Genomic DNA, 13,296 nt, shown 5'->3' on the forward strand with positions numbered 1-13,296 from the left:
GCCGCATCAACATGACGGCGTATCGCTATGCGCATTTCGCATGAGGTCGCTACATTCTGCGCAGGGCACATGCTGGCGCCAGCGATTGTGTGGCACTTCGCTGACACATACAAGGCCGTTTCTTACAGTTACCCCGCGCATACACATTCAGATACGTTCCGGTACGTTCAGATACTTGCAGCTACGTTCGGATACATAAATGGCACCGTGTCCAGACCGCCATTGCGTAAAGTCAATTCGCCATGCCCCACAGCGCCAATCAAGGTGCTGTGTTATACGTCATGCACGCGCATGCTTCAGCGCGACGCTTGCTTCGTCTGCTTGTGTCATTGGCTTGCCGCACTAGCCAGCGTCACTGGCTTGCCGCCTTAGCCAGCGTCAGTGGCTTGCGTCATTCGCTTGCTTTGTTTGTCCCGGTTAATTGCCTGCATCACTCGCCTGCTACGTCCACGATCCTGCCGACTCCCCCAGCATGAACTTCGCCGATTTCGCTTCGCCCGCCTTTTACCAGAACCCTTACCCCTACTACGATCAGATCCGGCGCGCAGGCGCGCTGTTGCCCGTCGGCCCCAGAGCCATGATCGCGGCGCACTACAACGTGATCGATGCGCTGCTGCGCGATCGCCGTATGGGCAAGACGTATATGCAAAGCGTTCGCGCGCGCTATGGCGACGCTGCCACGGGCCAGCCCGTGTTTCAGGCACTCGACCGTACGTTCCTGATGATGAATCCGCCGACGCACACGCGCCTGCGGACCTTGCTCATGAAAGCGTTCAACGCCAGACAGGTCGACACCCTGCGCGAACTGGTCCATGCCACCACGCAGGAACTGATTGCGCCGCTGCGAGCGAAGCCGACGTTCGACCTGATCTCGGAGTTCGCGTTGCCGCTGCCCGCGACGATCATCTGCCGTTTGCTCGACATTCCCTATGCGGAAGGCGCGCAATACGCTGAAGCGGCGAGCCGGCTGGTCTCCGCATTCGATCTGTCGCCGCTCGACCCGCCGTCGCTCGAACTCGCCAACGAAGCGGCCCGCTCACTCGAGACCTATTTCCATCGCATCGTCGAACAGCGTCGTGCACGCCCGGGCAACGACCTGATTTCGGCTTTGCTCAGCGTCGAAGACGAAGGCACGACGCTCAGTGACGACGAGATCGTGTCCAACGTCATCCTGCTGTTTATCGCCGGCCACGAGACCACCACGAATGTCATTGGCAACACGCTCGTCGCGCTGTTCCGAAACCCTGAGCGCTGGGCCGAACTGCAGGCGCAACCCTCGCTGCTCAAAGCCGCGATGGCCGAGTGCCTGCGCTATGACACGCCCGTGCAAATGACAGCACGCACGGCATTCGAAGACGTCGAAGTCGAGGGCGCGACCGTGCCGGCCGGCACCGTGGTGTTTCTGTTGCTCGGCGCAGGCAATCGCGACGCGGCGACGTTCAGCGATCCGGACACCCTCGACTTTCACCGCGTGAATCCGCTGCCTTCGCTCTCGTTCGGCGGCGGCATTCACTATTGCCTCGGCGCGCGGCTGGCGATGCTCGAAATCGAAACGGCGCTCGAGTCCCTGATTGAAGCGTTCCCCAAGATGGTTCCGGTCGATCTCGACGCGCTGGTCTGGCAAAAGCGCAACAATGTCCGAGGCGTTGAATCACTGCGCGTGCAACACACCTGACGCACGAAAACGCGCCCGCATAAGATCACCCATCCTGCACGAGTGCTGCAGAAGTCCTGCACAAGCCCTGCGGAAGTTGTGCAGGACTCTGCTCTCATTCCGTACGAGCCGGCGTCCGCGCCGTCAGCCTTGCGGCCGGACGATCTTTACCGGGATCGTGAACGTAAATGCAGCACCCTGGGCGCCATTGGGTTCGCCCCAGATCTGGCCTCGATGGCTCTCGACAATCGAGCGGCTCACCGATAGCCCGATCCCCATCCCCTTGCTTTTGGTCGTATAGAACGCGTCGAACATCCGCTCGACGTCGATGCCTTGCAAGCCGGGACCGACGTCAAGCACGCTCAGCGACACACGGTCCTCGCCATCGACCTGCGTTTTGATCGTGAGCTGCCGGGGGCGATCGTGAATTTCGCTCATCGCGTCGGCGGCATTGCGCATCAGATTCATGATGACTTGTTGCAATTGCACGCGATCGCCCGCTGCACGCGGCAGCGCGACGGCGTAGTGCGTATAAACAGCGACGCGCGCGAGATCAAGATCGCCACGCAACATGGCAATCACTTCGTTCGCCGCATCGTTGAGATCGACCGCATCGAACGACGTTGCCTTGCGCGCATAAAGGGCACGCAATCGACCGACGACGTCGGCAGCAAGGTGTCCGTCGCGAATCGTGCGCCGCGCCGTGTCGAGCGCGCCCTCAATGTCCGGCGGCTCGGCGCCCAGCATGCGCAGGCACGCGCTGGCGTTCGTCACGATCGCCGCCAGCGGCTGATTGATTTCATGTGCAATCGATGCCGTCAACGCGCCGAGACTCATCACGCGCGTGACATGCGCAAGCTCGGCACGCGCCATATTCAACGCTTCTTCCTCAGCCCGACGCTGCGTGATATCCAGCGCGGCGCCGATGTACTCGATTTCCTCGGGCCGGTCCATCACGCGATGCGCGAAGAAATGGACGGCCTTGATCGAGCCGTCCGGCATCATCAGCCGATGCTGATACTCGAGGTCCTGGACGCCGCTTCGTGCTTTCTGGAACATCTCGTCCATCAGCCCCACGTCGTCCGGATGAATACGCGACGAGATCAACGCCAGGGTCAGCGGAACCTGAGGCGCGAAATCGAAGAGGCGGTAAAGCTCATCGGACCAGACGATCTTTTTCGTGCCCAAATGCCACGAAAACGACCCGATGCGCGCATGACGTTGCCCGGCGGCAAAAAAAGCCTCACTGCGCCGAAGTTCTTCTTCGGCCCGCACGCGGTCATCGATATCGGTGTTGACGCCATACCAGCGCACGATATTGCCGAGGCTGTCGCGCATCGGATGGGTGCGAAACAGGAACGCGCGGTACTGACCGTCGTGGCGTCTCATGCGCGCGACAGCCTCGCCCGCTTGACCGCTGGCGAGCACAGCCTGCCAAACGTCCGACAGCCCCGATACGTCTTCAGGATGCAGCGAACCGATCCACCCCCAATCCTGAGCCTGCTCGGTGGTCATCCCGACGTAGTCGAGATAGTGCTGATTGAAAAATTCGGCGCTGCCATCGGGGCGCGCACACCATACGAGTGCCGGGATCGAGTTGATGATCTCGGCGAGGCTTTGCGCGTTGCCGGGAAAGCCGGCATCGAAACCCGGGCCGCCGGCCACATTTCCTTGCATCATGGTCGCCGGCAAACGGGCGGGGGGAATCGAACTCATCCTGGTTTCAACCTTGTGCCCCCGCTCGTCCAGGGACGTGCGCCGGGATCTGTACCGAGGCCTGTGCGGATTCGACAGACAGATTCGCGCGCTCACCCTCGCTTGCGCTCATGTCTGCCTCAAGGTGTGAGCTTACACGCGTCCCGACGGGCAATGTTTCTACGGGCGATGTTTCAACGGTCGACGCTTCGATGCGCGGCGCCACGATGTCCGTGCCTTTGCTGTCCAAAGAGACGAGGCGGGGCAGCGTCAGCGTTGCACGCGTGCCCGCAACCTCGCGTGCGCCGAGGCATAGCGTACCGCCATGCGATTCGACGATCGACTGCGAAATCGCGAGGCCCATGCCCATGCCGTTTTCCTTGGTCGTGAACAAGGGCTCGAACAACCGGCTGGATACGGCCGGATCGATACCGCAGCCCACATCCTCGACGACCACGCTGACTTCGCCCGGCTGGTCTGTCGAGCATGTCAGCCACAGCAGCCGCTCGCCTTTGGCGCGTTCGGCCATCGACTCCGCCCCGTTGACCAGCAGATTGATCAGCACCTGCTGGAGCTGGATGCGATCTCCGTGAACATGCACCGGCGCAGCGAACCCTTTGATGACGAGCCGCGCATGCAGGTCGTCGAGCTGAACGGCGATCAACGCAGCAGCCTCGCTCACCGCGCTGCCGAGTTCCATCGTGCCGAACCGGGGCGCGGCCTGCCGGGCTTTGGCACGCAAGGCTTCGACAATCGCCTTGGCACGCTGGGCGCTCAAGCTGATATGGCCGACCATGGCGTGCACTTCATCCATGACCGGTGGATCGCGCTCGAGCCAGCGCATCGCCGCGCTGGCCGATGCATTGATCGAGGCCAGCGGTTGTCCGACTTCATGAACGATCGACGCGACGAGCTCACCCATGGCCTTCAGACGGGTCGCGCGTGCAAGTTCGCTGAGGGCCGTGCGAAGCTGCTCTTCGGCGCTGGAACGCTGACGGTGTTCCTGAATGAGCTGATCATGCAGCCGGCCGCTTTCGAGCGCCATCGCAGCCTGCGCGGCGATGAACTCGAGCAGCGGCACTTTCGCCGGGCTGAATGCCATCGGCTCGCGCGATGTCTCCAGATAAAGCGCACCCGCGACCGTTGCATATCGAATCAACGGCACGCATAGCATCGAGCGAGGTCGCCTCCCCCGCACGTACACATCGTTGGCGTAAGCGAGCGCGGTGCTTTCTTCACCAATGAACGTGACCTGATGTGTCTGCGCGACGGTGAAGACCAGAGACACCGGCACACTGCTCGCCGACATCGGGATGCATTCACGGTCGATCGTCAGATCCGAGTCACAGCGTTGTGCAAGCGCTTGCACGACCCACCGATCCTGATTCAGGACAACCAGTGCGCCGCACTCCGCGCCGACGCTGTCCAACGCCATGCTCAACAGCGTTTCGACAAGGCATTGCGGCAAGGTGTTGGAGAGCACGCTGGATGCGCGGAGCACAGCTGCGGCCGATGCTTCAGTTCCGGTCGACGGCTGGGATATCGCCGATGCGGGATGGTCGCGCGTTGAATCGTCGTGACTCGTACCGTGGCTGTCGCCATGACCGGCTTCGTTCGGAGGAAACGGCCAGCCCGCTGCCATATCGGCCCATTCGACGCCTAAGGCAGCGCTGAACGCGGACTCGCGTCGGTCAAGGGCGGCATATTGAATCGGAAGGGGTCGCATGGTCTGAGCTCGCGCACGCACATCGGTCTGATACTACGGGCTGCGCCCAGGGCGCCGGTTCCTGTCGAATACAGTGTACACACTACAAATCGAACTATAGTGTACACACTGCAAATTGCAAGAACAAAAAAATAGGACCGATGATCCGGACGCAAGACAAATCAAGTTCCGGAGCAAGGTCATCGAGGCGAGGACGGCCACCCGATAGTGCGCGCGGACAGAAATGAAAAGCGAGGCAGCTCGTGGTTTCCGCGGGCGGAGCCTCGTGTTGCGCGGGCGATCATCACATCGATGCCGCCGCATGCCCCCGGCAGCACGCGTGAGAAAAGGTCACACCACTGGATACGGATTGGCCCGGACGATGTTGCGTGGCGGCCACGTGCGACGTGGCGCACAGACACCGTGAGGCTCAGGCGCTTTGAATTCGACTTAGTGCGACTCGGGCGCGCCGATCATCTTGCTCAGCAGGAAATGCAGCGCGACCTGTTCGCCCGGATTGAGCGGCACATACGTCTGTGTCGTCGCTTCCCGGGCAAAGGGAATCGTGCGTTCCACCAGGGCCAGCCCCGACGGGGTGGCCTGGACGACCAGCTTGCGGCCATCGCTCGGGTCGGCGGTGACTTGAATCAGGCCCCGCGTCTTGAGGCGCTCGATGACGCCGCGGATCGTCCCCTGGTCGATCGCCGTCGATTTGACAATATCGTTCAGCGAACAGGATTCGGCTTCCTTGACGGCGCACAGCGTGACGAATTGCGCGGCCGTCAGCTCCGAGTCGGGGATCGCGTCCTGGAAGATCGCGACGTGGCGCTGGTAAGCGCGGCGCAACAGATGCCCGATCTGATCGTGAAAATCATAACTATCGACTGAGGACGGCATCGTGGTGACCACACTGGGTGTATCGGGATGGATCGAGAGCCTACACTTTATTTAATCAGAGTAAAAGTTAAAATGCATCACCGGCATTTCACAGCGTTCCATGCGCATTCAGCATGCGCAGCACCACTTCGGGTGTCGCCGGGGCTTCATGGATGCGAACGCCTGTCGCATGGGCGATGGCATTCAGGATGGCTGCGGCCGTCGGCACAAGCGATGGCTCGCCGATACCTTTCGCACCATAGGGTCCGATCGACGCCGGGGCTTCGATAAAAATCGATTCGACTTCAGGCATATCGAGCGCGGTGGGAATCACATAGCTCGAAAAGCTTTCTGTCTGACCCGGTAAAAACTTCTCCATCAGCGCAAGACCGACGCCTTGCGCGACCGCGCCTTCGATCTGGCCTTCGAGCAGCGTCGGATTGACCATGCGGCCCACGTCATGCGCCGCGGTCACGCGCAACACGCGAGTGACTCCCGAGTCGAGATCGACTTCGACTTCCGCAAGCTGCGCACCGAATGCGTAGACAGCGTAAGGGCTGCCTTGACCGTCCTCGTCGAGATCCAGCGTCGGCGGATCGAACGTCTTTTCCGCCATCAGCACGTAGCCCCACGCGTTGACCGGCATTTCGCAGACGTCGAGCACGGCATCCGACGTTGCAATGGCGCCCTCGGCAAAGATCAGCGAGACATCGGCATCGGGCGCCTTGCCCAGTGCCTGAAGAATTTGTTTGCGAAGATCCCGGCCCGCGAGTTCGGCGGCGCGTCCTGTGACAAACGTCTGGCGTGATGCCGAAGTCCGCCCGCAATCCGGCGTGATATGGGTTGCCGCGCCGACACACTGGAGTTCGTGCAGACGAATGCCAACCGCATCTGCCGCAATTTGCGGAATCACCGTGTTTGAGCCCTGCCCCGCATCGACCGCGCCTTGATGCAGCACGACTTCGCCACCGGGCTTGACCCCGATGCGAATCGTCGACGGATTGCTCATCGCCGTATTGCCGCATCCGTAGATCATCGCCGCGAGCCCGACGCCGCGTCGGATCCGGCCGGATTCGCGATTCGCACACCGCGCGTCCGCAAGCGCCGCGTCCCAGCGCGGCTTGAGTGCATTCAGGCACTCCACGATGCCAACGCTATCCTCGAGCACCTGCCCGGTCACCAGCGAATCGCCGGCACGGATCGCATTGCGCAGGCGGAACTCAAGCCGGTCGATACCGAGCTTTGTCGCAAGGTCGTCGATCAGTTGCTCTTGCGCGATCAACGTCTGCGGCACACCGAAGCCGCGAAACGCGCCCGACGGCGTCACGTTCGTGTGAATCGCGCGCGTCTGTGCGCGATAGTGCGGCACGCGATAGGGTCCGGATGCATGCACGGGCACCCGGTTCGCGACAACCGTACCCCACGATGCGTAGGCACCGGTGTTGAAATCGCCGCTGAAATCGATCGCGGTAATCGTACCGTCGGCGCGCGCGGCGATCCGGCTGTGCATCGTGGCAGGGTGTCGCTTGGTCGACGTCGCGATCGACTCGGCACGCGTATAGGTCATGCCGACTGTCGTGTTGAGCACCCACGCCGCGACGGCGATCAAAGGCTGCACGGTCATGTCGAGCTTGCCGCCAAAGCCACCGCCAACGGCCGTGGGGATCACGCGGATGTTGACCGCGTCACAGCCGAGCACGCGCGCAAGCTCGGCGCGATGTGGATGCGGAGCCTGTGTCGGCGAATAGACCTCGATCACGTCGCCCATTCGACGAGCCCATCCGCCCTCGGGCTCGAGGTAGGCATGTTCGACAAAGCTCGTCTGGAACACGCCGTCCACCACTGCGTCGGCCTCATCGAAACCTGCTTCGAGATCTCCGCGTGCAACACGTCCCCGGATCAGCACATTGCCCGGCCGCGAGTCGTGCAACAGCGGCGCACCATGGGCCAGCGCATCGTCCATGGCCTGCATGTCGCGCTGGGGCGTCCACGTCACCGGAAAATCATCGAAGTCATTGCGCGCAATCGCCGCAGCCGATCCGACGATCAGCGCGATCGCTTCACCGCGAAACCGCACAAACCCCGCCGCCAGCACGGGCTCTTCGGCATACGCCGTCGCCACGCCATGGATGTTCTCACCTGGAATGTCGCTGGCCAACAGCACGCGCTCGATGCCAGAATGCCGTGCGACGAACGCGTCGACATCGCCGATCTCGAACAGCGCGCGGTGATGCGGAGAGCGAACCGCGCGAATCATCAACGCATCGGACGGGATTCCGTCCGACCCGAATACGTCGGTGCCAAGCACCTTCTCGACCCCATCGAGTCGAGTCACGGGCCGACCCACGGCGTCACCCGCCTCTACCGGTGCGGGTCCATGCTTGTAAATACCGCACGCAACCTGATGGATCGCCGCGACCGGCTTCTGATACCCAGTGCATCGGCACAGCACGCCGGCGATAGCTGCCTTCGCGTCGTCCGCTGTTTCAACGCGCTGCTGATCGAGCGCGGCCGTTGCCGCGCACAGCATGCCCGGAATGCAAAAGCCGCATTGCACCGCCTGATTGGCCAGAAACGCCGCCTGCAGCGCCGAACCATGCTCCGTGCACGAGGCCAACCCTTCAACGGTCACCACCTCACACCCGGCCGCGCGACCGGCCGGCGTGATACACGCATAGACCGGCTCGCCGTCGACGATCACCGTGCACGCGCCGCAATCGCCCGTGCCGCATCCGATCTTTGTGCCGCGCAGACGGACATCGTCACGCAGAAAATCGGCAAGCGGCTTGTGCCGATCGGCAGGCAGCGTCACCTCTTCGCCATTCACCTTGAGCGCATCGAAGCGGATCGGCTTAAGCATCGAGAAGCCTCCGCTGAGCCCGTTCGATCGCTTCGCCCACGAGTGCACGCACGCGATCGATACGAAAGTGCGCCGACGCTCTCACATCGTCGATCGGGTCGATTTCAGGCAAATCCGTGTCGGCGATCAAAGACGCCGAATCGTCCGCGTAAGCACTCGATAACATGTGCTCGAGCGTCGAGAGCCTCACCGGTGTCGGCGCAACGCTCCCCGCAGCGATCCGGTAGTCGAATGCCTGACCCTGTGTGTCGGCCGATGTGACAGATACCGCGACTGATGCGATCGAGATATTGAGTTCGCGCCGCAGGCCAAATTTGCAGAATGCCGATGCCATACGCGGCTCGCCGGGCGGGAACGGAATCCACACAGCGTGGAGCATTTCTCCCTGACGCAGATCGATACGATGCCTTGCGGTGAGGAACTGTCGAAGCGGGACGGTGCGGGTATGTCCGAGCGATCTGAGTTCGACCTCTGCGTCGAGCGCAAGCAACGCCGTCGTGCCGTCCGCGGCAGGCGACGCGTTGCAGAGATTGCCCCCGATCGTCGCGCGATTCTGAATCTGTAGCGAACCGATACCGCGCGCTGCGTCCTGAATAGCGCCCAGCGCGGCTGGCAAGCGTGCTTGCCTAAGGTCCGACCAGGTCGTCGCCGCCCCGATACGTACCCCGCGTTCAGCCGCGTCGATGCCGCGTAGTCCGGGCACCCGACTGATGTCGATGAGCCGGGTGCGGGCGAGCTGATCGGACTGCGTTGCATAAAGGTCCGTCGCACCGGCGACAAGCCGGTAGCCTCCGGCCGCGATCATCTCGAGCACTTCGCGTTCATCCGCTGCGAGGACATAGCTCGCGTTCACGTCCTTCTGCACGTCATGCGAGCGCATTCGACACCCGCCTCTTCGTCAGGCCACTCACGACAAGCATCGTGGCGACGTTGAGCGTCCATGCAACGATCCCCGGATTCAACGTCGCCGCCCATGCCTGAGAAGGCATGACTGTCGCGATCGAGCTGTTCGTCAGAACCAGCGTTGCCACGGTTGCGACGCCGGCAATCATGCCGGCACTCGCGCCATACTTATTGACCGGATTGTTTCGCAGCAAGCCTGCGAACAACGAAGGCAACACCTGACTCACCAGGCTGTAGCCCATGATCAGCAGCGCAACGATGCTTTGCCCGCCGTGCAGCGCGATCACGACCGCCGCCAGCGTCAGCACGAGCGCCGCAAGCTTTGCGATCTGCGCAAGCTGCCGTTCGCCTGGACGCAACATCGAGACGGGATAGATATTCCTTGCAAAGAGCGTCGCCACCGATACCAGCATGATGGACGCCGGCACCAGGGCCGTCAGCAAACCCGCCGCGCCAATCACGCCGACGAACCACGGGTCAAAGCTTCGAATCGACAACGCCAGCAGCGCGAGATCGATACGCGGGCCCTTGAGCCCGGGAATCTGAAGCACCGCTGCGAAGCCGACAAACATCGAGAACAGCATGACGAGCGCGTAGAGCGGCATGACCGCCGCGTTGCGGCGGAAGTGGTCGTCCGACTTCGCCGTGTAGACCGAGCTGAACGTGTGCGGCCACATGAACATACCCAGTGCGCAGACGACGATCGTCGAGAGGTACCACGTGAGATTTTTTCCCGCGGCGGGCAACGTAAAGAAATCGGGGCGCTGCGCGTCAATCGCATGGAACATCCCGGTCAGGCTGCCGTAGTAGTGGCAAGGCAGATAGACGCCTAGAAACACGCAGACACTCAGTACGACGGCATCCTTGACGATCGCGGTCAACGCCGAGCCGTGCACGCCCGACACCACGACAAAGCCGGCAAGCGCCGCTGCGCCGATCCAGATCGCCACGCCGGTCGGAATCACGCCGTACGAGGACGTTTCGACCAGAATGCCCAGCCCTTTGAGCTGCAGCGCGAGATACGGCAACAGGGCAACGAGGGATATCGCCGCCACAAGCAGTCCGACAAACGGGCTGTCGTATTGTTTAGCAAAGAGATCGGCCTGCGTGAGCAATCGATGCGTTTTTGCATAGCGCCAGATCGCCGGCAACAGCCAATAGGACAGAACGAACGCTTGCGTCGTGTAGACAACGATATACAGCGCCGCGCCGCCAAAGCCGTAGGCGAACCCGCTCGCGCCGAGAAAGGTGAACGTCGTATAGAGCTCGCCCGCGATCAGGACGAACACCAGCAATGCCGAGAATCCGCGTCCTCCGATACTCCATTGCTCAAGGCTCATGCCGACGCCGCGCCGCGCGCGAAGCGCGAGTGCAAATACAACAACGAGTGTCGCGGCAAGCAGCGCCAGCGGCGCGCTCATGATGCGATGTCCCGGGTCAGATTGGACACGCGTTCAGACATGCCGTCAGAACCTGATGCCAAGTCCGAGCCCGGTTCCGCCGCCGAAGCCAAACGTGACGCGCGATGTGAGGAACGCGTGTCGACCCAATAAATGATCTGCATCACCACGGCGGTCAGCAGAACGGATCCGACCACCCACGCGAGCATGAAAGGCATCCCCGCGATATACGGTCGCGCACTCTGCGACAGGCAAGCGCCTACAACATTGACGGCGGGTGGCACGGCACCCAGGAGGTAGATCTTTTTCATATCATTCTCGATCTGCCCGGAATAAGGCGTGCTTACCGGACCAAAGGCAGGAAGCGTGCATATGCAAGCATGTTGCGCGCTTCGAGTGCACGATCATAACGCGTCACAAGACGGTGTACATATCGAAGTCGGCGCCGCAACGCGGCGCTTGTTTAGTCTTGCGTCAACGTGTTTTCTCAGTTCGGATGGCTCATTAAATGTTGGCGGCCAACTTGCATATCCAACATTCGTCTCCGGTTTGCCGTCAGGTCAGTATCGATTCGACTTGTCATATCGACGTGTCGTATCGACTTGAGTCCCGGAGCGACTCAGGCCCCTGAGTCTGCCGGATCTATTCAGCCCACGCATGTCTCGGTACAATGCGCCCACTGTGCATGGAACCAATCTGTGTTAGCCGGTATGTGGGACGTCACGTGCCATTCCATGCGCACCCAATGACCTTTTAAGCGAACGAAGGGTTCGATCCTGGACAGCGCCAGCAAAACAAGTTTTCGACGAGCGGTTGAGCCGGTATGACGTCGCCACTGGACCGCGAACTCGCGGAAGCCTCGGCAGAGTGCGAACAGCGCCTGACCGAACTCGCGCAGATTCGATCGAAGATTCTCGCGCTCTCCGAAATGGGCCTGCCGTCGTCGGACGAGGTCGTCGCCGAACGTATCCTGTCGGAAGAACTCGATACATGGCTGATGCGCAAAGCGAAGCTTGAACACGCGATCAAGCACGGCGAACCCGATCTGTAGTGCCCAACATGTCTTTGCGCCGGTGATCGATCTGATCGCCAGGACAATTCGGCGCAGACTTCTCTTGTTCTCCATAAGCTGGAGTGCCCGCAGAACATGACTTCATCCCGCGCGATCAGGCAGACGACCCGTCGTATCTTTCTCGGCGCTCAAGGTTTGCGCGCGGGCTGGAGCATTCTGTTATTCGCCGGAATCTTCGCGTTAATCTTTGTCGGGTTCGCCAAGCTGGTCGGCCATTTCACGCATTCGCCGCGCAACGTCGTGTTGCATGTGCAAATACTGTACGTCGGCGAGGGCATGGCACTGGTCAGCCTGTTCGCGGCGGTCTGCGTCATGTCGGCCATCGAGCGACGCTCCCCGCTAGCGTTCGGATTTCAGGGCGATGCAAAACGAGTCCGCTTCCTCACAGGCGCCGCGTTAGGTGTCGTGGCCATGAGTTTTTCGGTGCTGGTGCTCGTCGGACTGCATGCGGCAACGCTCGACGTTCGCCCTGTCCAGAGCGCGGACCTTGTGCCGGCCTTGAGCTGGGCGGGCGGCTTCCTGCTGGTCGGGCTGTTTGAAGAGTCCGCGCTGCGCGGCTACCTGCAATACACCCTCGCCCGCGGCATCGGATTCTGGTGGAGCGCGATCGCGCTCTCCATCCTGTTTGGCGCGATTCACGGATTCAATGCCAATGAAACGCATGTGGGCGTGCTGGTTGCCGCAGCTTTCGGTTTCGTGTTCTGTATGAGCCTCTGGTACACAGGCTCATTGTTCTGGGCGATCGGCTTTCATGCAGCGTGGGACTGGACCGAATCCTATTTGTTCGGTGCGCTGGATAGCGGTGCGTCCGTCGAAGGACATTTGTTTTCGCTCCACCCTGCCGGACACGTGCTGCTGAGCGGCGGAACGGTGGGACCCGAAGGCAGCATCGTGCAGATCCCGATCCTCGCGGCGATCGCTTTGCTGATGAAGTTCTGGTGGGGCCGCCGTGCAACGCCGGTGTTCGGTATGCGTCGAGGATTGCAGCGGCCCTGAACACCCTGCCCCATTGAGCAACATGCGTGACCGTTATTCGAAAGCGATTGTCTGCCCGACGCGTGCGTGTTGGCTAAAGTAGGGGTGATGGCATCGGGCGATACGCCGCATAGGCCTGAGAAGGCAAGAAGGAGA

At 61.6% G+C, this 13,296-nt stretch carries 10 protein-coding genes; 3 read left to right on the plus strand and 7 right to left on the minus strand.

Annotated features, from left to right (window positions below):
• The first annotated feature begins 472 nt into the window (after window positions 1-472).
• Window positions 473-1,675 (plus strand): cytochrome P450, encoded by a 1,203-nt coding sequence (locus ACMFWR_RS24965; protein ID WP_413195061.1) that lies wholly within the window; start codon window positions 473-475, stop codon window positions 1,673-1,675.
• Between the two features lie 123 nt (window positions 1,676-1,798).
• Here ACMFWR_RS24965 and ACMFWR_RS24970 read toward each other — a convergent pair whose 3' ends face one another.
• From ACMFWR_RS24970 to ACMFWR_RS25000, 7 genes are all read right to left on the minus strand, one after another.
• The gene (locus ACMFWR_RS24970) at window positions 1,799-3,370 is read right to left on the minus strand and encodes a PAS domain-containing protein (protein WP_413195062.1); all 1,572 of its coding nucleotides are present in this window, start codon (window positions 3,368-3,370) and stop codon (window positions 1,799-1,801) included.
• Window positions 3,371-3,377: 7 nt separating this feature from the next.
• Window positions 3,378-5,075 (minus strand): ATP-binding protein, encoded by a 1,698-nt coding sequence (locus tag ACMFWR_RS24975; protein WP_413195063.1) that lies wholly within the window; start codon window positions 5,073-5,075, stop codon window positions 3,378-3,380.
• A 429-nt stretch (window positions 5,076-5,504) separates the two neighbouring features.
• The gene (locus ACMFWR_RS24980) at window positions 5,505-5,951 is read right to left on the minus strand and encodes a MarR family winged helix-turn-helix transcriptional regulator (RefSeq protein WP_413195064.1); all 447 of its coding nucleotides are present in this window, start codon (window positions 5,949-5,951) and stop codon (window positions 5,505-5,507) included.
• 88 nt (window positions 5,952-6,039) lie between these two features.
• Window positions 6,040-8,790, minus strand: a complete 2,751-nt coding sequence (locus tag ACMFWR_RS24985; RefSeq protein WP_413195065.1) for a molybdopterin-dependent oxidoreductase — start codon at window positions 8,788-8,790, stop codon at window positions 6,040-6,042.
• Window positions 8,783-9,670 (minus strand): FAD binding domain-containing protein, encoded by an 888-nt coding sequence (locus ACMFWR_RS24990; RefSeq protein WP_413195066.1) that lies wholly within the window; start codon window positions 9,668-9,670, stop codon window positions 8,783-8,785. Before ACMFWR_RS24990 ends, ACMFWR_RS24985 begins: the two co-directional genes overlap by 8 nt.
• A complete protein-coding gene (locus ACMFWR_RS24995; RefSeq protein ID WP_413195067.1) occupies window positions 9,657-11,114 on the minus strand; it encodes a sodium:solute symporter family protein in 1,458 nt (485 codons plus the stop codon). The genes ACMFWR_RS24990 and ACMFWR_RS24995 overlap by 14 nt, the downstream gene beginning before the upstream one ends.
• Entirely contained in the window at window positions 11,111-11,404 is a 294-nt protein-coding gene (locus ACMFWR_RS25000) for a DUF3311 domain-containing protein (protein ID WP_413195068.1), read from the minus strand. The genes ACMFWR_RS24995 and ACMFWR_RS25000 overlap by 4 nt, the downstream gene beginning before the upstream one ends.
• 512 nt (window positions 11,405-11,916) lie before the next feature.
• Between ACMFWR_RS25000 and ACMFWR_RS25005 the strand changes: the two genes are divergently transcribed.
• Window positions 11,917-12,144 carry a hypothetical protein gene (locus ACMFWR_RS25005; RefSeq protein ID WP_413195069.1) on the plus strand — a complete coding sequence of 76 codons (228 nt, stop codon included), beginning with the start codon at window positions 11,917-11,919 and terminating at the stop codon, window positions 12,142-12,144.
• A 96-nt stretch (window positions 12,145-12,240) separates the two neighbouring features.
• Window positions 12,241-13,161, plus strand: coding sequence for a CPBP family intramembrane glutamic endopeptidase (locus tag ACMFWR_RS25010; protein WP_413195070.1), 921 nt, complete (start codon window positions 12,241-12,243; stop codon window positions 13,159-13,161).
• The last annotated feature ends 135 nt before the right edge of the window (window positions 13,162-13,296 follow it).

It is taken from the genome of Pararobbsia alpina (genome assembly GCF_965118125.1).
In the GTDB taxonomy this organism is placed as follows: Bacteria; Pseudomonadota; Gammaproteobacteria; order Burkholderiales; family Burkholderiaceae; genus Pararobbsia; species Pararobbsia alpina_A.